General features: G+C 70.0%; 21 protein-coding genes. 8 read left to right on the top strand and 13 right to left on the bottom strand.

Annotation, left to right across the window (positions count from 1 at the left end; all coding sequences use genetic code 11):
• Positions 1 to 47 precede the first annotated feature (47 nt).
• Both OG558_RS18495 and OG558_RS18490 read left to right on the top strand, forming a co-directional pair.
• Positions 48 to 953 carry a helix-turn-helix domain-containing protein gene (locus OG558_RS18495; protein WP_405071362.1) on the top strand — a complete coding sequence of 302 codons (906 nt, stop codon included), beginning with the start codon at positions 48 to 50 and terminating at the stop codon, positions 951 to 953.
• Positions 953 to 1,498 (top strand): MOSC domain-containing protein, encoded by a 546-nt coding sequence (locus OG558_RS18490; protein WP_405071361.1) that lies wholly within the window; start codon positions 953 to 955, stop codon positions 1,496 to 1,498. Before OG558_RS18495 ends, OG558_RS18490 begins: the two co-directional genes overlap by 1 nt.
• On the opposite strand, the gene OG558_RS18485 is transcribed toward OG558_RS18490, so the two are convergent.
• The 3 genes from OG558_RS18485 to OG558_RS18475 form a co-directional block, all read right to left on the bottom strand.
• The gene (locus OG558_RS18485; protein WP_405071360.1) at positions 1,484 to 2,290 is read right to left on the bottom strand and encodes a biotin--[acetyl-CoA-carboxylase] ligase; all 807 of its coding nucleotides are present in this window, start codon (positions 2,288 to 2,290) and stop codon (positions 1,484 to 1,486) included. The two genes, OG558_RS18490 and OG558_RS18485, sit on opposite strands and share 15 nt — an antisense overlap.
• Positions 2,290 to 4,917: a phosphoenolpyruvate carboxylase gene (locus tag OG558_RS18480; protein WP_329484580.1), complete on the bottom strand. Its 2,628-nt coding sequence runs from the start codon at positions 4,915 to 4,917 to the stop codon at positions 2,290 to 2,292. Before OG558_RS18480 ends, OG558_RS18485 begins: the two co-directional genes overlap by 1 nt.
• A 167-nt stretch (positions 4,918 to 5,084) precedes the next feature.
• On the bottom strand, positions 5,085 to 5,711 hold the full coding sequence (locus OG558_RS18475) for a TetR/AcrR family transcriptional regulator (RefSeq protein ID WP_405071359.1): 627 nt from the start codon (positions 5,709 to 5,711) through the stop codon (positions 5,085 to 5,087).
• Between the two features lie 66 nt (positions 5,712 to 5,777).
• Here OG558_RS18475 and OG558_RS18470 point away from each other — a divergent pair, with 66 nt between their 5' ends.
• Positions 5,778 to 6,260: an SCP2 sterol-binding domain-containing protein gene (locus OG558_RS18470; RefSeq protein WP_405071358.1), complete on the top strand. Its 483-nt coding sequence runs from the start codon at positions 5,778 to 5,780 to the stop codon at positions 6,258 to 6,260.
• Positions 6,261 to 6,291: 31 nt separating this feature from the next.
• Here the strand turns inward: OG558_RS18470 and OG558_RS18465 are convergent, their stop codons facing one another.
• Genes OG558_RS18465 through OG558_RS18450 form a run of 4 tightly spaced genes read right to left on the bottom strand, consistent with a single transcriptional unit; the run spans position 6,292 to position 9,994 of the window.
• Positions 6,292 to 8,652: a hypothetical protein gene (locus OG558_RS18465; RefSeq protein ID WP_405071357.1), complete on the bottom strand. Its 2,361-nt coding sequence runs from the start codon at positions 8,650 to 8,652 to the stop codon at positions 6,292 to 6,294.
• 1 nt (position 8,653) lies between these two features.
• The gene (locus OG558_RS18460; RefSeq protein WP_405071356.1) at positions 8,654 to 9,076 is read right to left on the bottom strand and encodes a hypothetical protein; all 423 of its coding nucleotides are present in this window, start codon (positions 9,074 to 9,076) and stop codon (positions 8,654 to 8,656) included.
• Between the two features lie 60 nt (positions 9,077 to 9,136).
• On the bottom strand, positions 9,137 to 9,658 hold the full coding sequence (locus tag OG558_RS18455; RefSeq protein ID WP_405071355.1) for a hypothetical protein: 522 nt from the start codon (positions 9,656 to 9,658) through the stop codon (positions 9,137 to 9,139).
• Between the two features lie 33 nt (positions 9,659 to 9,691).
• Positions 9,692 to 9,994 carry a hypothetical protein gene (locus OG558_RS18450; RefSeq protein WP_405071354.1) on the bottom strand — a complete coding sequence of 101 codons (303 nt, stop codon included), beginning with the start codon at positions 9,992 to 9,994 and terminating at the stop codon, positions 9,692 to 9,694.
• 92 nt (positions 9,995 to 10,086) lie between these two features.
• Between OG558_RS18450 and OG558_RS18445 the strand changes: the two genes are divergently transcribed.
• From OG558_RS18445 to OG558_RS18435, 3 genes are all read left to right on the top strand, one after another.
• The gene (locus OG558_RS18445) at positions 10,087 to 11,664 is read left to right on the top strand and encodes an acyl-CoA carboxylase subunit beta (protein WP_329484572.1); all 1,578 of its coding nucleotides are present in this window, start codon (positions 10,087 to 10,089) and stop codon (positions 11,662 to 11,664) included.
• A 73-nt stretch (positions 11,665 to 11,737) separates the two neighbouring features.
• Positions 11,738 to 11,944 (top strand): acyl-CoA carboxylase subunit epsilon, encoded by a 207-nt coding sequence (locus tag OG558_RS18440; protein ID WP_405071353.1) that lies wholly within the window; start codon positions 11,738 to 11,740, stop codon positions 11,942 to 11,944.
• Between the two features lie 10 nt (positions 11,945 to 11,954).
• Positions 11,955 to 12,314, top strand: coding sequence for a hypothetical protein (locus OG558_RS18435; protein ID WP_405071352.1), 360 nt, complete (start codon positions 11,955 to 11,957; stop codon positions 12,312 to 12,314).
• A gap of 202 nt (positions 12,315 to 12,516) precedes the next feature.
• On the opposite strand, the gene OG558_RS18430 is transcribed toward OG558_RS18435, so the two are convergent.
• Entirely contained in the window at positions 12,517 to 13,707 is a 1,191-nt protein-coding gene (locus tag OG558_RS18430; protein WP_405071351.1) for a Maf family nucleotide pyrophosphatase, read from the bottom strand.
• On the bottom strand, positions 13,704 to 15,407 hold the full coding sequence (locus tag OG558_RS18425) for a DUF885 domain-containing protein (protein ID WP_405071350.1): 1,704 nt from the start codon (positions 15,405 to 15,407) through the stop codon (positions 13,704 to 13,706). Before OG558_RS18425 ends, OG558_RS18430 begins: the two co-directional genes overlap by 4 nt.
• Before the next feature lie 105 nt (positions 15,408 to 15,512).
• Between OG558_RS18425 and OG558_RS18420 the strand changes: the two genes are divergently transcribed.
• Positions 15,513 to 16,745, top strand: a complete 1,233-nt coding sequence (locus OG558_RS18420; protein WP_405071349.1) for a neutral zinc metallopeptidase — start codon at positions 15,513 to 15,515, stop codon at positions 16,743 to 16,745.
• Here the strand turns inward: OG558_RS18420 and OG558_RS18415 are convergent.
• Both OG558_RS18415 and OG558_RS18410 read right to left on the bottom strand, forming a co-directional pair.
• Positions 16,742 to 17,065: an MmcQ/YjbR family DNA-binding protein gene (locus OG558_RS18415; RefSeq protein WP_328523738.1), complete on the bottom strand. Its 324-nt coding sequence runs from the start codon at positions 17,063 to 17,065 to the stop codon at positions 16,742 to 16,744. The two genes, OG558_RS18420 and OG558_RS18415, sit on opposite strands and share 4 nt — an antisense overlap.
• A gap of 9 nt (positions 17,066 to 17,074) precedes the next feature.
• Positions 17,075 to 18,487, bottom strand: a complete 1,413-nt coding sequence (locus tag OG558_RS18410; protein ID WP_405071348.1) for an MFS transporter — start codon at positions 18,485 to 18,487, stop codon at positions 17,075 to 17,077.
• Positions 18,488 to 18,579: 92 nt separating this feature from the next.
• Between OG558_RS18410 and OG558_RS18405 the strand changes: the two genes are divergently transcribed.
• Positions 18,580 to 19,125, top strand: coding sequence for a TetR/AcrR family transcriptional regulator (locus tag OG558_RS18405; protein ID WP_329484564.1), 546 nt, complete (start codon positions 18,580 to 18,582; stop codon positions 19,123 to 19,125).
• 140 nt (positions 19,126 to 19,265) lie between these two features.
• On the opposite strand, the gene OG558_RS18400 is transcribed toward OG558_RS18405, so the two are convergent.
• Entirely contained in the window at positions 19,266 to 20,246 is a 981-nt protein-coding gene (locus OG558_RS18400; protein ID WP_405071347.1) for a threonine/serine dehydratase, read from the bottom strand.
• Between the two features lie 1,702 nt (positions 20,247 to 21,948).
• Positions 21,949 to 23,586 carry an FAD-dependent oxidoreductase gene (locus OG558_RS18395; RefSeq protein ID WP_405071346.1) on the bottom strand — a complete coding sequence of 546 codons (1,638 nt, stop codon included), beginning with the start codon at positions 23,584 to 23,586 and terminating at the stop codon, positions 21,949 to 21,951.

Genomic DNA, 23,586 nt, shown 5'->3' with positions numbered 1-23,586 from the left:
GCGAAAACGATCAAGTACGGCGAGCCGGGCGGCGGCACGATGGTCCTATGAGTGACGTGTTCGCCGCCTTCGTCGACGTGCTGGCGGATGCGCTGGACGATCACGAGGCGACCGGGATCGATCTGGCCGCCCGGGTCCAGTTGTCCCGGTCGCAGCTCGACCGGGTGGTGACGGCCGCGGCGGGCGAGCGACCGGGCGCGTTCCGGCGCCGGATCCTGCTGGAGCGGTCCGCGTACCGGCTGCTGACCGCGCCGGGCCACATCCTCGACGTCGCGGTCGAGGCCGGGTACGGATCCCACGAGGCGTTCACGCGCGCCTTCAGCCGGGCGTACGGCGTCGCGCCGGCGGCCTGGCGGGGTCGTCCGGACCGGATCCGGATCGACGCGCCGAGTGGCATCCACTTCCACCCACCGAACGGCCTGCGGGTGCCGGCCAGGGACAAGGTGACCTCCATGGATCTTCTCCGCACGATGGTCGACCACCACGTCTGGCTGCTCGGCCAGATGTGCGACCAGGCGTCGACGCTGACCGACGACCAACTGGACACTCGGATCGAGATCTCCGTCGAGGGCATCGACGCCGACCCGACCCTGCGCTCGCTGCTGTCCCGCCTGATCGGTCAGCTGGGAATGTGGCACGCGGCGCTTGCCGGGCAGGAGTATGACTTCTCTGTGGAGCAAGGCGAAAGTGTCCAGAGCATGCGGCGACGCCTCGACGAGGTCGGCCCGGCGTTCGCGGCCGAGGTCGGTGAGCTCTGCGCCCAGAACCGTCTCGACGAACTCATCGTCTGCCCCGGCGAATCGGTCGAGGTCTACACCGCCGGCGCGATGATCGCGCACGTCATCACGTTCGCGTCGTACCGCCGTACTCTCGTCGCCGGTGCTCTGCACGACGCCGGCTGCGACGACCTCGACAGCGGCGACCCCATCCGCTGGATCACCCGGACAACCTGATGTCCGCCCGGCTGGTCGCGGTCAACGTCGTCCACGAACTCATCCGCGGACCGACCCGCTGGACCGCGATCGACAAGCGCCCGGTGAGCGGCCTGGTCGCCGTCGACGAGCTCGGCCTGACCGGCGACCGGCAGTGCGACACCCGGTTCCACGGCGGGCCGGACAAAGCGCTCTACGCGTACGCCGAGGAGGACGCCGCCTGGTGGTCGACCGAGCTGGACCGCGACATCACACCGGGGCTGTTCGGCGAGAATCTGACCACCCGCGGCCTGGACATCACCAACGCCCTGATCGGCGAACGCTGGCGGATCGGCGGACCGAAGACCGGCATCCTGGTCGAGGTCCGGAGCCCGCGCACGCCGTGCGGGAATCTGGCGGCCCGGATGGGCATCCCGAAGTTCCACCATCGGTTCGTGGCGACGGGCCGGGTCGGGGCCTACCTCAAGGTGCTGTCCGCCGGCTCGGTCCGGGCCGGCAACCGGATCGTCGTCGACTACCGCCCCGACCACGGGCGGACGATCGGTGCGGTGTCAGGACGCGCGTAGGTGGGTCACGTCGCCCGCCGCCAACAGGCGCGGACCGTCGGCGGTGTCGACGATCAGCCGGCCGTCGTCGGCCAGGTCGCGGGCAGTGCCTTCGAGGAAGGTGCCGTCGGGCAGCTCTACCCGAACGGCCCGGCCCAGCGTGGCGGACAGCTCGCGGTACTCCGGGAGGATCGTGGCCGGGTCACCGTCCGCCTCGACCCACGTGAGGTAGCGCGTGGCGAGCTCCCGCAGTACGGCGCTCAGCACAGTGGCCCGATCGGTCGTGGCCGCCTTCTCGAGGGCCAGCGAGGTCGCCGCAGGATGTGGCTTCTCGGCCTCGCGCAGGGTCACGTTGAGGCCGATACCGACCACAGCGGCCGGCCCCTCCACGCGCTCGAGCAGAATGCCCGCCAGCTTCCGGTCCTCGACAAGTACGTCGTTCGGCCACTTCACGAGAGCCGGGATCTCCCCCACCTGCCGTACGGCGGCGGCCACCGCCAACGGGACCAGGAGACCCAGCCACGGCCACCGGGCCGCAGCCACAGTTGTCGGACGCAGCAACGCGGACATCAGCAGGGCAGAGCGCGCCGGAGTGGTCCACGTCCGCCCCAGCCGCCCGCGACCGGATGACTGCAACTCAGCAGCCACCACCAACCCCTCGGCCGCCCCGTCAGCCGCCGCAGCCGCCACGACCGCATTGGTCGACGGTGTCTCCGCGAGTACGTCGATCTGCGTCCACAGCGAGCCGGGACGTACCAGCCGCCCTCGCAGGAACCGTGCGTCGAGTGGCGGCCGGTCCAGGTCGCTGAACATCAGCCGGTGTTCTGCAGGCCGGCGGCGACACCCGAGACGGTCAGCAACAGCAGCCGCCGCTGGCGGACGATCTGCTCCTCGTCCACCGAGTCATCGGTGCGCAGCGTCCGGAGCGCCCGCAACTGCAGGTAGCTGAGAGCGTCGACGTACGGGTTCCGCAGCTCGACGGCTCGGCCCAGCACGCGCCGCCCAGCCAGCAGCCGGTCCTGGTCGAGCACCTTGAGCACCCACTCCGTGGTGAGTGCGTGCTCGTCGAGCATCAACTGCGACAGGTCCGGCCGATCGCCCAACTCCAGATAGCGGCTCAGGATGCGCCGGTCCGTCTTCGCCAGCGACATCTCGGCGTTCTCCAGCATCACCTGGAACAGCGGCCAGTTCTGGTTGGCGTCTCGCAGTACGGCGACATCCCCGACAGCCGAGAGCGCCGAGCCGAGGCCGTACCAGCCGGGGGCGTTCACACGGGCCTGCGACCAGGCGAACACCCACGGGATCGCGCGCAGGTCCTCCAGCGAGGACACCGCCACCCCACGCCGGGCGGGCCGCGACCCGAGCGGCAGCTGACCGAGCTCCTCCAGCGGAGTCACCCGGCCGAACCACTCCGCGAAGCCATCCGCCTTCACCAACCGGTGGTACGCCGTACGCGCGGCCTCGTCGAGGGTCTTCTCCACCACGGAGAACCGATCGGCCGCCGCGGCAGCCCGCTCCTCGACAGCCGGCGTGGACGCCAGCAAGGTCGCCGCGGTCACCTGCTCGATGTGCCGCTGTGCGATCGCCGCGTTGCCATAGCGCGCCGGGATCGCCTCACCCTGCTCGGTGAGCTTGAACCGCCCGGCCACCGACCCAGGAGCCTGAGCCAGTACGGCGCGGTTCGCCGGGCCACCGCCGCGACCCAGGGCGCCACCCCGACCGTGGAACAGGGTCAGCCGGATCGCATTGCGCTGTGCCCACGCAGTGATCCGCGCCTGAGCGTCGTACAGGGCCAGCGTCGCCGACACGGGACCGACGTCCTTGGCGGAGTCGGAGTACCCGAGCATGACCTCGAAGCGCCGGTCGTTGGCGGTGAGCCGGTGCCGGACCCGGGTGAGCTGGATCGCGTTGTCCAGCACCTCCACCGAGTTCTGCAAGTCTTCACCGGTTTCGAACAGCGGTACGACGTCCAGTTCGATCGGACGCCCGTCCAGTGCGGCATCCGCCAACTCGTAGACGGCTGCGAGGTCACCGGCGTTGCGTGTGAACGAAACGACGTACCGACGGCAGGCCTCCGGGCCGAAGCGCTGCTGGATCTGACCGATCACCCGCAGCGTCGCCAGCACCTCCTCGGTCTGGTCCGACAGCTCGCCGCCGCCGAGCACCTCTTCTAGCGCCTTGGTGTGGACCGAGGAGTGCTGACGGACCTCCAGCTCGGCCAGATGGAAGCCGAACGAGTTCACCTGCCAGATGAGCTGCTGGAGCTCGCCGTACGCCTGGCGTAGTGCACCTGCGGTCACCAGGGAGTCCTGGAGGACCTTGAGCTCGTGGAGGAAGTCGGAAGCCCGCGGGTAGCCGAAGTCCGCGTCGCGAGCCCGGGTCGCGGCGAGCCGGCGCGCGGCGAGGAGCAGGAGCTGCCGGTGCGGCTCAGCGGGCGAACGGGCCTCGATGTCCGCGATCAGCTCCGGGTTGACCGCCCGCGCGTCCTCGAGGATGCGGCGGACCGGTGCGGACGGCGGAGTGGTCGCCGCGTCCAGGGTGAGCGCCCGGCCGAGGACTTCCGTGGCCTGTTCGAGAGCGCGCAGGACGTGGTCGGCCTGGATCTGCATGGCCTCGCGGGTGATCGCGGCGGTGACGTTCGGGTTGCCGTCGCGGTCGCCGCCGATCCACGAGCCGAGCCGGACGAACGGCGCCACCACCGGCTGCTTCACCCCGGCGGCGTCGCCGGCCAGCGCGTCGTCCAGCCGCCGGTAGACGTTGCCGACGACATCGAAGAGCGTCTCCTCGAACACAGCCATCGCGGACCGGACCTCGTCCAGCGGCGACGGCCGGCTGGTGCGGAGCTGCGACGTACGCCAGAGGATGTCGACCTGCTCGATCAGGCGGCGGCGGTTCTCCGCCAGCTCGCTGTCGCCGGTCCGCGGGTCGCCGCGCTCGTCCAGCAGCGACGAGATGCGCCGGATCGTCGCCAGCACCGCGCGGCGCCGGGCCTCGGTCGGGTGCGCGGTCAGCACCGGGCGGAACTCGAGCCCGTTGAGCAGCGCGCGGGCCTGCTGCTCGCCGCTGTCGGTGGCGATCTGCTCGACCGCCTGGGCCAGCTCGGACACGGCGGGGGCGTCGCCGGACCGGTCCCGCGCGCGCAGCACCCGGGCGCGGTGCAGCTCCTCGCTGAGGTTGGTCAGGTGGAAGTAGCAGGTGAACGCGCGCGCGACGTCCTCGGCCCGCTCGTGCGGCCAGGAGGCGACGAGCTGCTCGGCCGCCGCCCCGTCGCCGGCGATGGTCAGCTCCCGGAGCTTCTCGACGTCGTCGAGCAGCGGCTGTCCGGCGTACTCGACCAGCACCTTGCCGAGAAGCTCGCCGAGCAGGCGGACGTCGGCCCGAAGTTCTTCGGGCACCTCGAACCGCGCGCGGGTACGGGTCTCACTACCGGTCTCGGTCACGTTCGCCCACCCTATCGGGGCGGACCCGTCATCGCCGCAGAGTCCGCCAGCTGGAAGCCCGATCGTGACCGTGCGCTCAGCTACTGCACAGTACGGCGGGGCTGGGGAGGATCCCTGCCCGAATCGGGTGTGCCCGAATCGGGTGCAGGATTCTCCCCACTCGGCGATCAGACGTTGCCGAAGCCGCCGCCGACGACCTGGGAGACGACCTTGGCCAGTTCAACCGGGGTGCGCTCGGTGCCGTCGACGACGAGCATCCGGGCGCAGGCCTCGGTCATCGAGGCGAGCAACTCGGCCAGGACCGGCAGGTTCGCATCCGGGTCGGTGACGCCGGGCAGGGACTGCAGCAGGGTCAGCCGCAGACCCTCGACCAGGAACGCACGGGCGGCCCGGACGCGCTCGGCCACCGCGGGCGCGGCGCCGTACTGGGCTCCGAAGACGATCCGCCAGGACTGCGGGTTCTTCGCCGCGGTGGTGAGGAAGGCGGTCAGGCCGTCGAGGACGTGCTCCTCGGGGGTGCCCACACTCGGGTCGGCAGGAAGCGCGGAGACGATCGAGGCGACCAGATGCTGCTCTTCCCGGGCGAGCAGGGCCAGCAGCAGCTCGTCGCGGTTCGCGAAGCTGTCGTAGACGACGGGTTTGGTGACGCCGGCCGCGTCCGCCACCGACTGCATCGTCGTACCGGAGTAGCCGTTCGCGGAGAACACCTCGAGGGCGGCGTCCAGGATCATCGGGCGCCGGCGCTCCGGGCCGAGATGCGCCGCCCGGCGGCGCTTCTCGGAGTCCCCGACCACTTGACAAACCTACCAGATCGTAGGAAATTCCTACGGTCTGGTAGGAACTGCCCGGGGGTGGTCGCAATGGCCGAGCGAGGCAGTGCCGGCTGGCTCGAGTCCGAAGGTCTCACCACCCTGGACGCGAGTGAGCTGGCCCGGTTGGTCGACCGGACCTCGGAGCGGGAGCTTCGGCATCGGCTCATCGGGGGTGTGCGAGAGGTCGCGTTGCGCGAGATCTTTCGCCGGATGCCGGAGTACCTCCGACCCGCCCGTGCAGCCGGGTTCGACGCTGTGGTCGCCTGGCAGATCACGGGGGCGGGCGGGGACGGTCGGCCGGACGAGGTGGACGAACTGTGGATCCGGATCCGCGACGGCCGCTGCACGGTGCTCGCCGATCAGCCGGAGGCCGCGGACATCTCCATCCGCACCGACCCCGCCACGCTGCTGCGCGTCGTCACCGGCAACGAGGACCCGGTCCTCGCGGTCCTCAAACAGCGCCTCTCGGTCCGCGGCGACCTGGCCCTGGCCGCCCGCCTCACCAAGCTCTTCGCCGTCGGTCCGGCCTGACCGGTCTCCCCCGGCTTTCCACCGCCTGGGGTCACCTGCTCGGGACGTCGGTGGTGCGGGCGGTCGACTGCTCCGTCGCATGAGCCCCGCCGCGTCGGGCCGCGGTCGCCTGCCCCTGAGGTACTCGCGCGGCCCCGGCAGCAGGCGCCTGATGATCAAGCACAGCCCGCAACGCCGCCACATCCTGATCGGACGCCCGCCCCCCATTCCCCCGCCCAGTCGAACCCGACTGCCCCGCCTGCGGGTACCACGGCTGCTGCTGAGCCTGCTGCGGGTACTGCGGCGACTGCGGCTGCTGCAGGTACTGCGGGTACTGCGGCTGCCCGGCTTGCGGTTGCTGCGGGGACTGCGGTTGCTGCGGGGACTGCGGTTGCTGCCACCACACCTGCTGCGCCTGCGATCGCGGAGCTTGCGCCTGCTGAGGCCGGTACTGCCCAGCCGCATGCTGCTGTCCGTGCGGCTGCGGCGGGTATTGCTGCTGCGGGGACTGCGGCTGCTGAGGCTGCTGGGTCTGCGGCTGTTGCCAAGGCTGCTGCGGTCGCGGAGGCTGCGCCGGCGACTGCTGCTGTGGCTGGTACTGCCCCGGCGTCTGCTGCCACTGCGGCTGTTGCGGGTACTGCTGGGGATGCGGCTGCTGCGGGCTCTGCGGCTGCTGCCAAGCCTGCTGGCTCTGCGGCTGCTGCCAAGCCTGCTGGCTCTGCGGCTGCTGCCAAGACTCATGCGGCCGCGGAGGCTGCGGCGTTGCGGCCTGCTGAGGCTGGTACTGCCCAGGCGGCTGCTGCCACTGCGGCTGCTGCGGATGCCGTTGCACCTGCGGTTGCGGCGGATGCGCTTGCTGCGAGTACTGCTGGGCTTGCGGCTGCGGCGAAGCCTGCATGGGCTGCTGCCAGGCGGACGGCTGTTGCTGTGGCTGATACTGCCCAGGCATCTGCTGCTGTGGCCCGTACTGGCCCGGCGCCTGTTGTTGCGGCTGCCGAGGCGGGTACTGCGGACGCGGCGGAACCTGCGTGGGCTGCTGCCAGGCCGAGGGCTGTTGCTGTGGCTGATACTGCCTAGGCGCCTGCTGCTGTGGCTGGTACTGGCCCGGCGCCTGTTGTTGCGGCTGCCGAGGCGGGTATTGCGGGCGCGGCGGAACCTGCGTGGGCTGCTGCCAGGCGGACGGCTGTTGCTGTGGCTGATACTGCCCAGGCGCCTGCTGCTGTGGCCGGTACTGGCCCGGCGCCGGTTGTTGTGGCTGGTGCTGGGGTGGCTGGGGCTGCTGATGCCTGGGGGCTTGTTGCCACGGCTGCGGCTGGGCCGGCTGGTGCGGCTGGTGCGGTTGCGGTGGTCGCAGCGGTTGGGTTGGCGCCTGCTGCGGTTGCAGTATCGGGAACTGCCGCTGCTGGCCAGGTTGCTGTTGAGGGACCGCCTGCTGGCCGGGGTGCTGGGGGGCGGCTTGTTGGCCTGGCTGTTGTAGGCGGGGCAACTGCAGGGTTGGTTGTTCGCGGGTGGCGGATTGTTGCCGGGCGGTTTGGAGTTGCTGGGTTTGCTGCTGTTCCAGGAGGGCGCGGTAGTGGTTCTCGGTGCTTCGGACGGTGTCTGAGGCGGCGTCGGCGATTTCGAGGCCGCGGGTGCGGGAGATGGATCGGAGGTTGGGGGCGGTGCTCGTATTCATGGACTGCAGGTCCGCGAAACCCCGGTCGATCTGAGTGGCGAGCTGCTGGCGGACCGCCTCCTCCTGATCCGCGGGGACCAGCTTGGGCAGATCCGAGTGGTCGAACAGCACGTCGGCCGCCGCACGCGCCTTCGACCTCGGGGGCTGGCCGGCCATCCGGCTCAGCACCTCGTTGCCGGACAGGTTGGCCTCGGCGCCGACCTGGTCGGCGAACGCGCGCGCTGCCGGTTCGTACGCGGGGTACGAATGCGGCCCGCGGACCGCCTTCACCTGAGCAGCCAGGTCCGGCGGCAGCACGCGGTCGGCGATCTGGTCGAGCTGGCCCTGGCTCCAGGCCTCGGTGACGCCTTCCTCGAGCGGCCTGAACTCCATCGGCCCCAGGTCGGCATTCCAGCGGGCGTGGGTGAAACCCTCCGGGCCGGCCAGATGGTTGAACTCGTGCGCGACCGTCTTCAGCGCGTTCCGGCGCTCGATCCACTGCTGCTCGGTGGCCGGCTGCCCCCTCGTCGCATACATCTGCTGCAGCGGCTCGACCACCAGTTCCCGGTTGAGCTCCACCTTCCCATTGGGGTACGCCGCACCGCGGTAGGTCTCCTCGGTGGTGTAGTTCAGCGTCCCGTTCCAGAGCGACGTACGCGAGCCCGACTCGGCCGAGACCGCGTCCCGGACACGTTCCCAGAGCCCGTTGCCGAGATCAGGGACCTCGCTGTCGGCGCTGCGGACCATCCGCTCCGCCATCTCAGTCCACCCCGGACCCCAGGTCGATCATCGTGATGATCTGAACCAGGGTCTCGTTCATCTCCAGGGCGGCGTCGCGCTCGCCGACGGTCGGAGCGGCGCCCGCGATCCGGGCGATCTCGGCCATCCCGGCCTTCGCACGAGCGCGGCGCTCGGCCGGCGTACCGTCCGGCCGCGATGCCTCCAGCAGTACGTCGGAAGCCCGCCGGACCGCCTCGCTCTCCGGGGTCCGGGCTTCGGTGACCAGGTCGTCGAGCGTCGTCAGGTAGCGGATCGCCTTCGCCCGGTCGGCGTCGTCCGCTACGGTCGCCGCCTGTTCACGCAGCCATTCGACGGCCGCGGCCAGCTCGTCCGGATCCGTGAGCTCGCTTCCCCAGGCGCGAACGATCCGGCGGCGCTCGACGTCGAAGTCCCCGTACTCCATCCGGCTATTCTCTCATCCGTTTGATGAACCATCAGCGAGTGCCGACCTCGATCGGCACGGTCAGCGGTCACGGGCCGACAGGTTCGGCCCGGACGAGCCGGCGGTGCGAGACGCCGGGGTTGTGCTCGGAGCACCGATCCGGCCCGCCGGCGCCATCGCCGGATCAGTGGCGAACCTGGCGTCCGCCGAGGCCACGATCGCGGCCAGCGACTCGTTCATCTCCAGCACCGCGTCACGCTCGGCGGCGGTCGGGGCCGCGGCGGCGATCCGCGTGATCTCGGCCATTGCGGCCTCGGCACGAGCCCGTCGCTCGGCCGGCGTACCCTCCGGCCCGGACGCCTGCAGCAGTACGCCCGAAGCCCGCCGGACCGGCTCGCTCTCCGGCTCCCCGGCCTCGGAGACCAGGTCGTCCAGCGTCGTCAGGTAGCGCATCGCACGGTCGCGGTCCGCGTCACCGGGTACGGTCGCCGCCTGCTCACGCAACCGCTCGACAGCCGCGGCCAGTTGCGCCGGGTCGGTGATCTCACGCCCCCACGCATGGACGATCCGGCGACGTTCGGCGTCGAACTCGGCGTACTCCACCCGCCAATGGTGGCACCCAGCAGGTTCGCTCGGTCAGCTGTCGTAGTCGTACGCCGTCTCCACGACCGGTTCCCGGGGTTCGAGCACACCCGCGCACCCGGCAACCACCTCGGTCAGCGCCGCGCGGATCTCCGGCCGCGGGTCGGGCGCTCCAGGCGCCGGGGCCGGCCGGGCCGGGATGTCGAGGCCGGCTGCGAGCGGGCCGAGCCGCCTCTGATCGGACCACGTGACACGTGCCACGACCCGGTCGCCGGTCGCGAGTGACCTGGTGCCGGTGTCCTCGACGACGAGGTGGTTGATACTGCGAATGAGGTTCACGACATTCGCGTCCGCCACGCCGGAAACCTACCGGTGACCCGGTTCAGCGGGACCGTTGCGGTGGACGTCACAGCCCGCGAACGGCTACCGGACAGTTAGGCTGCCCGCTTATGGGAGAGACCGTGAACATCCACACCACCGCCGGGAAGATCGCGGACCTCGAGCACCGGCTCGACGAGGCCGTCCACGCCGGGTCGGAGCGCGCGGTGGAGAAGCAGCACACCCGCGGGAAGAAGACCGCCCGGGAGCGGATCGCCCTGCTGCTGGACGAGGGCTCCTTCTCCGAGTTGGACGAGTTCGCCAGGCACCGCTCGACGAGCTTCGGCCTGGACGGCAACCGCCCGTACGGCGACGGCGTGGTGACCGGGTTCGGCACCATCGACGGCCGCCAGGTGTGCGTGTTCGCGCAGGACTTCACCGTCTTCGGCGGCAGCCTGGGCGAGGTCTTCGGCGAGAAGATCGTCAAGGTGATGGACCTGGCCACCAAGATCGGCTGCCCGCTGATCGGCATCAACGACTCCGGCGGCGCGCGGATCCAGGAGGGCGTGGTCAGCCTCGGCCTGTACGGCGAGATCTTCCGCCGCAACGTCCGTGCCTCGGGCGTGATCCCGCAGATCTCCCTGATCATGGGCCCGTGTGCCGGCGGCGCGGTCTACTCCCCCGCGGTCACCGACTTCACCGTGATGGTGGACGAGTCGTCGTACATGTTCATCACCGGCCCGGACGTGATCAAGACCGTCACCGGCGAGGACGTCAGCCAGGAGGAGCTCGGCGGCGCCCGGACGCACAACACCAAGTCCGGCAACGCGCACTACCTCGGCAGCGACGAGGAGGACGCGATCGAGTGGGTGAAGGCCCTGGTCGGTCACCTCCCGCAGAACAACCTCGAGGACCCGCCGGTGTACGACGCCCCGGCCGACCTGGAGCTGACCGAGACCGACCTGGCCCTGGACACGCTGATCCCGGACTCGCCGAACCAGCCGTACGACATGCACACCGCGATCGAGGCGGTGATCGACGACGGCGAGTTCCTCGAGGTGCAGACGCTGTTCGCGCCGAACATCATCGTCGGCTTCGGCCGGGTCGAGGGCCGCCCGGTCGGCGTGGTCGCGAACCAGCCGATGCAGTACGCCGGCACCCTGGACATCGACGCGTCCGAGAAGGCGGCCCGGTTCGTCCGCACCTGCGACGCGTTCAACGTGCCGATCCTGACCTTCGTCGACGTACCGGGCTTCCTGCCCGGCACCGACCAGGAGTGGAACGGCATCATCCGCCGCGGCGCCAAGCTGATCTACGCCTACGCCGAGGCGACCGTGCCGATGATCACCGTGATCACCCGCAAGGCTTACGGCGGCGCGTACGACGTGATGGGGTCGAAGCACCTGGGCGCGGACATGAACATCGCCTGGCCGACGGCGCAGATCGCGGTGATGGGCGCACAGGGCGCGGTGAACATCCTGTACCGGCGCGAACTGGCCGGCGCCGAGGACCCGGAGTCCCGCCGGCAACAGCTGATCACGGAGTACGAGGACCACCTGGCGAACCCGTACATCGCGGCCGAGCGCGGCTACATCGACGCCGTCGTCAAGCCGAGCGAGACCCGCGCCGAGATCGTCCGCGGCCTGCGTCTGCTCCGCACCAAGCGCGACACCCTCCCACCCAAGAAGCACGGCAACATCCCCCTCTAGAGCGGCGCTTACGTCCGAAGATCCGAGGCCTTTAGGCCACACTTCTTCGGACGTAACGAGAAAGGAGTGCTCGATGACCGAGCAGGTACTGCGGGTGGTCAAGGGCGATCCGACGCCGGAGGAACTCGCGGCCCTGGTCGCCGTCGTCGCGGCCCGCGCCGCCGCTCCGTCCGCCACCGCAGAGCCCGAGCGCCCAAGCAACTGGGCCACGTACTGGCGCAACGCCCGCCACTCCATTTACCCGGGCCCGAACCGCTGGCGCGCCAGCGCCCACCCGTGACACTGGACGTATGGCCAAGTACGAGGTAAACCCGGCGGCAGTCGAGCTGGCGCAGCGTCTGATCGAGGCGCGGCAGTACGTGCTGGACAGCGACTGGGGTGAGGTGCAGCCCCGGGCGGACGACCAGAACGCGTTCCTGGACAAGCACAGCTGGGCGGAGTACGCCGCCTGGCACCTCGGACTGACCGAGGGCGCCGGCGACGAGACCAAGGCCCGCTACGCCTTCGTGCTCGGCGATTTCCGCCGGATCCACCGCACTGCACTGATCGCCTGCGTCTACCGAGCGGCCGAGTGGCGCCACAAGTCCGTGGAACTGGCCGCGCACGACCTGCTTCAGGCACTGGACGCCCAGGCCGGGCTGACCGCCTAGGGGTACTCGGCCGCAAGTCACGGCCGGATCGAGAGCTCCGGCGCGCGGACAACGCCAGCCGGAACCGCTGAGCACCCCCGAGAGCCGTGGCCACAACCCCCGCTGTGGGGAACATTCCAGTCACCTACAGCACATTTGTTTCCCCACACCCGAAACACAGCCACCCCACAACCGGGCGCAGGCCAGTCACTGGTCAAAGGCGTCAGGTACGGCGGAAGCGGACCAGCGGGTAGAGCGGAATCTGGTCGGTGGTGCGGAGTGGGCCGGGGAACGTGGTCGCGCCGTCGAGGGTCAGGCCGTGGCGGGCGGCCTGGGCGACGAGGTGGGTGAGCGCGTCCTGGGCGCGGGACTCGTCCGGGACGCGGCCGTCGGCGTACCGGCCGGCGTCGGACTTCTCGGTCGTGGTGATGAAGACGCCGCCCGGGCGCAGCACCCGCGCGACCTCGGCGATGACCGGCTCGCTGTCGTCGAGCAGGTGCAGCAGCCAGATCGCGACGACCGCGTCGCAGCGGCGGTCAGCGATCGGGAGCTCCGTCGCGCTCGCGGCCGCGACGTGACCAGGAAGCCGGATCCGCGCCTGGCGCAGCATCGCGGTGGACAGGTCGACACCGTGCACGAGGTTGCCTCGGGCAACGAGTTCGGCGCCGACGATGCCGGTGCCGACGGCGAGCTCGAGGACGCGGCCGCCTTTCGGCAGCAGCGAGTCCACCGCCTCGGCGGCGGCTTGGGCGCGGGTGGCGCCGCCGCGGGTCTCGTCGTACGTCGCCGCCACGGACTCGTCGTACGTGAACGGGGTCGCGGTCTGCCAGAGGGCGGGCCAAGGGATGCCGACCTCGATGAGCATCCGGCGGAGCAGCGGCAGGGAGAGACCGACGACGTTGTGGTAGTCGCCCTCGATGGCCGAGACGAAGGGACCGCCGAGACCGTCCACGGTGAAGGAACCGGCGACCACGAGCGGCTCGCCGGTCGCGACGTACGCGTCGATCTCCTCGTCGGTGAGCTCGGCGAAGTGGACGGTGGTGGACGCGAGCTCGCGGAGTTCCTGCTTCGAGTTCGTGTCGATCAGGCAGTGACCGGTGTGCAGTACGCCGGAGCGCCCGCGCATCGACCGGAGCCGTTCGCCCGCGACCTCCGGCGTACCGGGCTTGCCGTAGGCGACACCGTCGAACTCGAGGACCGAGTCGCAGCCGAGCACGGTCGCGTGGTCGTCCAGGCTCGCGACGACGGCGCGCGCCTTCAGCGTGGCCAGCAGGCGGGCGAGCTCGCCTGGGGTCTCCGCGGTGATGTCGTCCTCGTCGACGCCCGAGACGATCACCTCCGGCTCGACGCCGGCGCCGCGCATCGTCTGCAGCCGCGCCGGCGAGGCCGAGGCGAGGACGAACCGCGGCTTCACAGCTTGGCCAGGGCCCGCCGCAGCGGGTCCAGCCCGATCGACCCCAGGTTCAGCGCGTGCGAGTGGAACGTCCGCAGATCGAACGCGGATCCCTTGCGCTGCTTGGCTTCCTCGCGCGCCTGCAGCCAGATCCGCTCCCCGACCTTGTACGACGGCGCCTGCCCGGGCCAGCCGAGATAGCGGTTCAGCTCGGCCCGCAGGAACTCGGTCTCCATCCGGCAGTGTGCGCGCAGGAACTCGAACCCGAGGTCGGCGTTCCACCGCTCGCCCGGATGCCAGCCGAACGGGTTGTCGCGCGGGATCTCCAGCTCCAGGTGCATGCCGATGTCGACGATCACCCGGGCCGCCCGGAAACCCTGCGCATCGAGCATGCCGAAGCGCGCGCCGGGGTCCTCCAGGTAACCCAGTTCCTCCATCAGGCGTTCGGCGTACAAGGCCCAGCCCTCGCCGTGACCGGAGACCCAGCAGGCGATCCGCTGCCAGCGGTTCAGCAGGTCCGTGCGCAGCATCGTCTGCGCGCACTGGAGGTGATGCCCGGGCACACCCTCGTGGTAGACCGTGGTGACCTCACGCCAGGTGGCGAAGTCCTCGACGCCGTTGGGCACCGCCCACCACATCCGGCCCGGCCGGGTGGTCAGGTCCTCGCTCGGCGGCGTGTAGTAGATCGAGCCGTCCGAGGTCGGCGCGATCATGCACTCGAGCGTGCGGATCTCGGCGGGGATGTCGAAGTGCGTGCCGCCCAGCTCGGCCACGGCCGCGTCGGACATCTGCTGCATCCAGTCCCGGAACGCGTCCTTGCCGTGGATCTTGCGGCCGGGGTCCTCGTCCAGCAGCGCGGCGGCCGCCTCGATGCTGCGGTCGCCGCCGTTCAGGCCGGCCGCGATCGCCCGCATGTCCGTCTCGATCCGGGCCAGTTCCTCCCAGCCCCAGGCGTAGGTCTCCTCGAAGTCGATCGCCGCACCGAGGAAGTCGCGCGAGGCCAGCTCGTACACCTCGCGGCCGCACGCGTCCCGCTGCGGCGCCCGCGGCGCGAGCTCGGCGGTCAGCCAGGCGCCGAACTCCTCGTACGCCTTCCGCGCCGACGCGGCCGCGGCCTCCACGGTCGCCTTGACCGCGTGGTCCGGCGCTTGCGCGGCGAGGCCGGCGAAGAAGTCGTCACCGTCGGCGCCGGTCCAGCTGGCGATCCGGGCGGCCAGGTCGTTCACCTGGCGCAGCGCCGACACCCGGCCCTTGCCGGCCTGCTCGAGCAGGGTGTCGCGGTACCCGTCGAGGGCCGTGCCGACCTGGCTGAGCCGGATCGCGATGGTCTGCCAGTCCTGATCCGTTGCGGTCGGCATCAAGTCGAACACCTGCCGGATCTCGGCCGGAACCGAGGCGATCGCGTTCAGCTGGTGCTGCGGGACGCCGGCCTCGAACCGCTCGAGCTCCAGCCCGAGCCGCTCCAGGAACGCGTCCTTGGCGACCTCCTCGCGCGGACTGCCGGGCTCGATCGCCTGCGCTGCGGCGACGGACCGCCGGGTCAACTCGGCCAGTGCCTCGAACCCGGACGGCGTGTAGTCCGGCAGTTCGTGGTCGTGGCCCGCGATCCCCATGAAGGTGGCGGCGGTCGGCGACAGAGCGACGTACTGCTCGAGGTGCCGGTCGGCGAGCTGGTCGATCGGGCTGTTCGGCGTACTGGCCGGGATGCTGGCTTCGGTCACCTGGCCGACCCTACCCCGCGGGGGGCCGCTGAGCTGACCTGTTTGTTGCCGATACTGTGGGCGGTCGCTGTCCACGTGCAGCGTTGCTTCGAGAAGGGAACGGCGTTGAGCCAGACACCGTTCGGCGGACCGCCCGGCCAGAATCAGCCGTACCCGCCGTACCAGCAGCCGGGTCCGCCGCCTGGTCCACCAGCTGGTCCGCCGCCGGGCCCGCCGCCCGGTCCTTACGGTCCGCCGCCGGGCCAGTACGGCGTACCGCAGTACGGGCACTCGATGGCGCCACAGCAAGGACCCGGATTCAGCTGGGGACCCAACTTCGGGCCGCCGCCCGGTCCGGGTGGACCCGGTGGGCACGGGTTCCAGCCGGGCTGGCAGCCGCAGCGGCCGAAGAAGAAGTCCAAGGGCCCGCTGATCGCGATCCTCAGCCTCGTCGGCGTGGCCGTCGTCGGCGCGTGGGCCTTCGGCGTGATCAAGAAGAACGCCGACAGCACCTACACGCCGCCGGTCAGCTCGCGCCGGTACACACCGGAGCCGACCACCACGTCGGAGCCGACCGGAGAGCCCACCGGTGAGCCGACCACGACGACCTCGACGTCCACGCAGGGTCCGTCCGACTCGACGATCGTCGCCAAGAACGCGCTCTACAAGGTCGGCCAGATGCGCACGGTCAACTGCAAGGAGCCCCGCGTCCGGCCGACCAACGCCCACAACGCGGCGGCGTACTGGGCCGCAATCGAGCCCTGCCTGGACAAGTCCTGGGCGCCGCTGGTTGCGAAGGCGGGCTACACCTTCCGGGCGCCGAAGATGCTCTACTGGTCGGGCACCAGTGTTCACAGCCCGTGCGGCGACGGACCGGTGAACGTCCCCTTCTACTGCTCCGGCAACCACATGATGTACATGAAGGTCGACGTCTTCGTGAAGACCTACAACGAGTACCCGGACGCGGAGTCCAAGGCCTACGCCCGGATGTGGTACTCGCGGTCGATCGCGCACGAGTACGGGCACAGCGTGCAGTACATGACCGGGATCCTGCAGGCGTCCAGCAAGATGCGGTACGAGCAGACCGACTACGCCGGCCAGATGCGGATGACGCGCCGGATGGAGCTGCAGGCGAACTGCTTCGCCGGTGTCTTCCTGGCCGCGAACAAGCGCAGCTACCCGATCAACGGCCTGATGCTCAGCGTGTGGAAGAAGTGGGTCGTCACCGCCGGCGACAAGCCCGAGGAGGGCGACCACGGCAGCGTCGCCAGCCAGGCGCGCTTCATGGGCAAGTCCTTCACCAACGCGAATCCCGCGTCCTGCAACACGTTCGCGGCCTCACCGGCCAACGTCAGTTAGGTCAGCTCCGGCGGCGCGACCTGCCGCCAGGAGTCGAGCAGGATGTCGCGCAGTTCGCCGGCATCCTCGAGCGCGGCGAGGCGGGCTCGAACCCAGTTCGAACCCGCCTCGTGCGGCGGAACCCAGAACTTCTCGGGTTCCGCCGCGATCAGCTCTTCCCGCTCCAGCCGCGGGCACCGCACCGCGAACGACGTCTGATCGTCCGGGACCGTGATGAACATCCGGCCGGCCACGTCGAAGGTCGGATGCCCCCACCGCTGCTTCTCCACCGTCTCCGGGAAGGACAGCGCGATCCGTCGTACGTCGTCAGCGTCCAGCACGCCGACACTTTAAGCGGTGCGGCTGCGGCCGGGTAGCAGGAGTGCGACGACCGCGCCGACGGCGACGATGGCGGCGCCGGTCCAGACCGCGGGGACCAGTCCGTCGGCGTACTGGGCCGGGGACTCGTAGGAGCCGGCCGAGGCGAAGACCGAGGCCAGGACGGCGACACCCATCGCGACACCGACCTCGCGGATGGTGTTGTTCGTGCCGGATGCCACGCCACGGTCGGCGTCGGACGCACTCGCCATCACAACACTCGCCGCCGGCGCGAAGGTCAGCCCCATCCCGACACCGGCCAGGACGAACGGGATGACCATCTCGCCGTACTGTGTCGTGGCTGTCGTGATCAGAGCCAGCCAGCCGAGCCCCACGGCGAGGAGCACCTGTCCGGTCGTGATCAGGAGGCGCGGCCCGACCCGGTCGACGATCAGGCCGGCGATCGGTGCGACCACCATCGGCGCCATCGTCCACGGCAGGGTCCGGACGCCCGACTCCAGCGGGCTGTAGCCCTGCACGACCTGGAAGAACTGCGCCAGCAGGAAGACCGAGCCGAACACGCCCACCGAGAACGTGAACGAAGTGAAGTTCACGACGCTGAACGCCCGGACCGAGAACAACCGCAGCGGCAGCATCGGAGCCGCCGTACGCCGCTCCCAGCCGACGAACGCGGCCAGCAGCGCCACACCGGCGACCAGCGAGCCCAGGACGCTACCCGACGTCCAGCCGTCGCTGGCACCGTGCACGACACCCCAGACGATCGACAGTACGCCGGCCGCTGCCAGGACCAACCCGATCAGATCCAGGCGCTTCGCCGTACCCTTCGACTCGGTCAGAACGCGCGCGGCGAGCAGTACGGCGACCACACCGACCGGCACGTTCAGCCAGAAGATCCACTGCCAGTTCAAGCCGTCGACGACGGCTCCACCGACGACCGGACCGACGGCCACACCGAGTCCGGAGATGCCACCCCAGATCCCGATCGCGGCACTGCGCATCTTGTCCGGTACGGCGCCGGCCAGCAACGTCAGCGACAACGGCATCACGGCCGCCGCGCCGACACCCTGGATCGCCCGCGACCCGATCAGCATCCACGGCTCGGTCGCCATCGCGCAGGCCGCCGAGGCCAGGGTGAACAGAGCGATCCCGGCCAGGAATACCCGCCGCCGGCCGAGCCGGTCGCCGATGGCCGCCATCGTCAGCAGCAAGGCGGCGAAGGACAGCGTGTACGCGTTCACGAACCACTGCAGATCGGACAGCGACGCGCCGAGCTCGGTTTTGATCACGGGCAGCGCGTTCGTCACGACCAGGTTGTCCAGCGTGACCATGAAGGTGGGAATCCCCACCGCGGCGAGAACGGCGCCAAGCCCGTAGCTGCGGGTTCGCCCGGTCCGCAGCGGCTCATCGAGAGCGGTCGGCGACATCTCAATCTCCTAGTTGTAATTGACTGATAACAAGTCGCTGAGACCAAAGTATGCATCCGCTGATAACATGTCAAGCGACGAGAGGAGCTCGCATGGCGACGAAGGTGCGACTGACCGCCAAGGAGCGGGGTGTGGAGGTGCTGGAGGCGGCGGTCCGGGCGTTCGCCGCATCTGGTTACGAGGGCACCAAGACGGACGAGATCGCGCGGATGGCGGGAGTCTCGCAGCCCTACGTGATCCGGTTGTTCGGGACCAAGCAGCAGCTGTTCGTCGCCGCGGTCCAGTCAGTCTGCGAGCGGATCGAACAGATCTTCCGCGAGGCGGCCGCGGAGTCGCCCGACCTGCACCACCTCGGCCGCAACTACAAACGGCTGCTGTCCGAGCCCGAGCTCCTGCTGGTCCTCCTGCACGGATTCTCCGCCAGCCGCGAACCTGCCATCGGCGACTGCGTCCGTGAACGCTTCGGCGGCATCTACCGCCTGGTCCGCGAACTCACCGGCGCATCGCCCGAGGAGGTCCGCGAGTTCCTGGCCACCGGCATGCTCCTCACCGTCATGTCAGCCATGCAGGTCCTCGGCCCCGACGCCATCAACCTCCCCTGGGCCAAAGAACTAACCGAAACCCTCGGCTCCGACTAACCCACGCCTGCTCCCGCGGCCACTCCTTCGTCGCGCCTGCTCCGCGCGCTCCCACCTACCCCAGGTCGCGCGCTATCGCGCTTCACCGACCACACCGTGGTCCCGGGCTCGATGGTTGGCTCAACCCGACCGAGCGAGTGTCACGGTCTGTGGAGGGGAGTCGCGCCGACCCAGCGGTGGTAGGCGTCGAGGTCGACGTTGCTGCCGCACACGATGGTGACGACGTGCCGGCCGGCGAAGCGATCGGGGTCCTCGAGGATCGCCGCGATGCCGAGCGCGGCCGACGGTTCGACGACGAGGCCGGCGTGTTCGAGAAGCAGCCGCATACCGGCGATGATCGACGTCTCCTGGACCAGGACGGCGTCGTCAGCGACCACGAGGAGGTCGTCCAGGACGGCCGGGATAGGATACCGACCCGCGACGCCGTCGGCGATGGTGTCGGTCGAGTCGGTGGTGACCAGACGGCGTTGGTGCCACGAGTGTGTCAACGCCGGTGCGCCCAGCGGCTGCACGCAGATCACCTGGACTTGGGGCGCCAAGGCTTTCATCACATGACCTACGCCGGTGGCCAGCGCACCGCCGCCGAGAGCGATCAGCACGGTGTCGAACGACGGCGCGGCGTCCACCAGTTCCAGGCCGATAGTTGCCGCGCCCTCGCAGGTCTCGAGGTCCAGGCTGTCTTCGAGCAGCCGGATGCCGTCGTACCGCGCGATGGCCGCCGCACGTTCGCGAGCCAGCTCGTGGTCGCCGTCCACCAGCTCCAACTTGGCGCCCAACGCGCGAATGCGATCGAGCTTGGCCGCCGTCGCGAAGCGAGATGCCACGACGGTGACGTCGAGCCCGCGTCCGCGTCCGGACCAGGCGAGAGCTTGACCGAGGTTACCCGCGCTGGCGCACACCACGGCTCGCGAACCACTGTCCGCGAGCTGGGTCGCGACCAGCTCGGTGCCGCGGGCCTTGAAACTGCGGACCGGGTTCGCGGTTTCGAGCTTGATGCTCACTGCGCAGCCGAGGGCGGGCTCCAGAGCCTCGCAGCGGTACAGCGGAGTGTCGAGAAAGACCGGGTCGATCACCCGACGAGCCGCCCGGATCCGACCGGTGTCGAGTCGCGTCTCCTGCACGCGACGGGAGTGTAGCCTGAGCGGCGCTCACGCCAGGCAGGTCCCAGTACGGCGACGATCGTGCGCGAACACATCACCTGGTGGGGCTGAACCAACCACCGAGCCCGGGACCACGGTCTGGCCGGTGAAGCGCGACAGCGCGCAACCTGGGGTGGGTGGGAGCGCGCGGAGCGGACGCGACGAAGGAGTGTGGGCTACCGCCCGCGCAGAGCGGGCGCGACGAAGGAGTGTGGGCCACCGCCCGCGGAGCGGACGCGACGAAGGAGTGTGGGCCACCGCCCGCGCGGAGCGGACGCGACGAAGGAGTGTGGGCCACCGCCCGCGCGGAGCGGACGCGACGAAGGAATGTGGGCTACCACGCGCGCCGTGCGCGCTCCGCGCGCTACCTACGCGGCCGGTCCACAGGACGAGTGTGGTCAGCGCCGTCTCTTCATCACCACCGCCGCCAGCGAGCCGCAGTCGGGGGTGGGGCGCGAGGTGGTGGGCCGGGACGGGATATTTCGGCTCTTCTGCTGGATGTGTGGGTGATGCGAGTGTGGGTCGGTTGGGATGTGCAGGGTCGACAGGAGGTGCCGGTGCAGGGGTGCTGCTCGGGCGAGGCATTCACGCCTGAGATCGGCTGGCCCGGCCAGGGCTGGGGCCGACACCTCCTGTCGACCTTGCACGTCCCAGCCTCCAGTTGCGCCCCATCAGCCTCCGACCGCACCCAATCGACCGCACCGAACCGAACCGACCGGACCGCACTGACCGGACCGACCGGACCGAACTGACCGGACCGAACCGACCGCACTGGGGGGCCGGGCGAGGCGGGAGTCGGGGTGGGTTTCGTGGGGTTGACGGTGGGATCGGTGCGGATCTGCGGGACTGGGGACACCAGCTGGGGTCGTCGGACAGGTTGTGCCGTGTCCGCGGTCCCTGGTACCTGTCCGGGCTCGCAGCGATCCCGCCGTCGGCCGGGGGCCTCACACAGGACATGGTCGGTGGGGACCTGATATTGCAGATCCCCGCCCACCACAAGCTGTCTCAGGTCAACGGATCCGGCCTCCGCCGAGGACGCGGCACGTCGGAGGTGGGATCGGTGCGGATCTGCGAGACCTGGGACACCAACTGGGGTCGTCGGAAAGGTTGTGCCCTGTCCGCGGTCCCCGGTACCTGTCCGAGGTCGCAACGATCCCGCCGTCGGCCCGGGGGCCTCACACAGCACGTGGTGGCCGGGACCTGACATTGCAGATCCCCGCCCACCACAAGCTGTCTCAGGTCAACGGATCCGGCCTCCGACGAGGACGCGGCACGTCGGCCACCACCCACACATTGAGCAGGAGAGCCGTTATTTCTTGTGCCAGCACCCCAGAAGGTGTCCCAACCTCCGGGAGGTGGTGGGGTCGGCGATCAACCGAATCGATGAGATCGCATTCTGCGGCCTTGACTGGTCCAAGATTCTTGACACAGCTCAGTTGCCGCGGGAGCACGCCTGGGCGACCACATCACCCGGTGGGGTTAGGCAGGCCCCGAAAACCACGGTGTGGTTGATGAAGCGCGATAGCGCGCAACCTGGGGTGGGTGGGAGCGCGCGGAGCGGACGCGACGAAGGAGCGGCCGCGGAAGCGCACGTGGCGAGCACAGTCCTCGGCATGACGATCCTGGTGACCGGCGCGACCGGGCCATCCTCGAGAACGGCGGCGCCGATCCAGTCGGCGCTCTGTCAGCGGGTTCCGGCGAGGTGGGAGTGGACTGCGGAGATCACGACTGAGCCTTCTCCGACGGCGGAGGCGACGCGTTTGACGGAGCCGGCGCGGACGTCGCCGACGGCGTACAGGCCGGGTACGGAGGTTTCGAAGGATCCTCGGGTTGCGACGAATCCTTTGTCGTCGAGTTCTACGCCGACGTCGGAGAGCCATGCGGTGCGTGGGACCGCGCCGATCATCAAGAACAATCCGCCTGCCTCGAGCCGGACGTCTTGTTGGCTGCGCTCGTCTCGCCAGGTCAGTTCGGTGACGCGGTCCGCACCGGCAACGGAGGTCAGCTGCGACTGGGGGTGGACGGTGATCCGTTCGTGGTGAGCGATCCGCTGCTCGAGGTAGGTCGACATGGTCTCGGCGAGGCTGTCGCGGCGAATGAGGATGTGTACCTGGTTGGCCTGCTGGGCGAGGAACAGTGCGGCTTGGCCGGCTGAGTTGGCGCCTCCGACCACCACCACGTTTCGTCCGAAGCATGCCCGCGCTTCGAGTTCGGTTGCGGCGTAGTAGACGCCGCGACCCTCGAACTCGGCGACACCTGGGATCCCCAATCGGCGGTACTGGACACCGCTGGCGATGACAACGGCCCGGGCTGCGACATCTTGCTCGTCATCGAGCCGGACCCGGAATCCGTCGGGGGTCTGCGAGAGCTCGGTCACCGAGCGAGGTGAGACCAACCGGGCCCCGAACTTCACCGCCTGCAGCATCGCTGACCGAGCCAGCTCACTGCCGGATATCCCGCGTGGGAAGCCGAGGTAGTTCTCGATCCGCGACGACGTGCCGGCCTGCCCGCCCAAAGCGACGTCTTCGACGATGACAACGTCGAGTCCTTCGGATGCGCCGTACACGGCAGCGGCCAAGCCCGCCGGGCCGGCGCCGACGATCAGCAGATCGCAACGTGCTTGGTCGGAGATCGCACACAGGTCGAGACCGATGGCGGTAGCCAGTTCGCGCGTCGTCGGCTCGGCGAGGATCCGACGTCGGCCGGTCACCACGGCCGTCCCCTTGTCCGGGAGTGCACACGTCGCCGCGACCTCGGCCCAAGCGGCCGGGTTCGAGCGCAGCACAGTCCGATAGGGAACGTGATTGCGCTCGGCGAACTGCTGCAGCCGGTGCAGGTCGCGGTCGTCGTCGCCGGCGAGGACAAGGCCGCCCTCGCCGGTACGGGTCAGCAGGCGTCGTCGCGCATCGAAGGCGGACAGCAGCACGTCACCCAGCTCTACGGAGGTCGCCACGAGCCGTCGCAGATCCTCGATCGGCACCCGTAACACCACACTGGCTGGCATCGCGACGCCCGCGAGGAAGGCCGGCTGTCCCATCAGCATGCCGAGTTCGCCGACGAAGTCGCCGGCTTCCACCACGAACACGACCCGGTCGTCCCGCCGATCCACGAGACCGACTGCACCCGCGAGTACGAGGTACAGGTCGTAGCCGTCGCCGGCATCCCACAACACCTCGCCGGCCTCGGGACGGATCACCTCGCCGACCGACTCCAACAGCCCTCGGACCTGCTCGCCGAACTCAGGCCAAGCCTGATCATCGACAGCATCCGCACGGTGGGAGGAGTATCGCGTCCGCTCGTCGGCCGCTGGAGTGGTGCTCAC

The organism is Kribbella sp. NBC_01510 (assembly GCF_045040325.1).
GTDB lineage: Bacteria > Actinomycetota > Actinomycetes > Propionibacteriales > Kribbellaceae > Kribbella.
The sequence above is the reverse complement of the archived record's forward strand: the minus strand, read 5'-3'. Positions and strand labels throughout refer to the sequence as shown.

Coding starts and splice junctions, on each gene's coding strand:
- OG558_RS18495 (WP_405071362.1), top strand. CDS start 48: ATGAGTGACGTGTTCGCCGCCTTCGTCGACGTGCTGGCGGATGCGCTG.
- OG558_RS18490 (WP_405071361.1), top strand. CDS start 953: ATGTCCGCCCGGCTGGTCGCGGTCAACGTCGTCCACGAACTCATCCGC.
- OG558_RS18485 (WP_405071360.1), bottom strand. CDS start 2,290: ATGTTCAGCGACCTGGACCGGCCGCCACTCGACGCACGGTTCCTGCGA.
- OG558_RS18470 (WP_405071358.1), top strand. CDS start 5,778: ATGGCCGAGCGAGGCAGTGCCGGCTGGCTCGAGTCCGAAGGTCTCACC.
- OG558_RS18465 (WP_405071357.1), bottom strand. CDS start 8,652: ATGGCGGAGCGGATGGTCCGCAGCGCCGACAGCGAGGTCCCTGATCTC.
- OG558_RS18460 (WP_405071356.1), bottom strand. CDS start 9,076: ATGGAGTACGGGGACTTCGACGTCGAGCGCCGCCGGATCGTTCGCGCC.
- OG558_RS18445 (WP_329484572.1), top strand. CDS start 10,087: ATGGGAGAGACCGTGAACATCCACACCACCGCCGGGAAGATCGCGGAC.
- OG558_RS18440 (WP_405071353.1), top strand. CDS start 11,738: ATGACCGAGCAGGTACTGCGGGTGGTCAAGGGCGATCCGACGCCGGAG.
- OG558_RS18435 (WP_405071352.1), top strand. CDS start 11,955: ATGGCCAAGTACGAGGTAAACCCGGCGGCAGTCGAGCTGGCGCAGCGT.
- OG558_RS18410 (WP_405071348.1), bottom strand. CDS start 18,487: ATGTCGCCGACCGCTCTCGATGAGCCGCTGCGGACCGGGCGAACCCGC.
- OG558_RS18405 (WP_329484564.1), top strand. CDS start 18,580: ATGGCGACGAAGGTGCGACTGACCGCCAAGGAGCGGGGTGTGGAGGTG.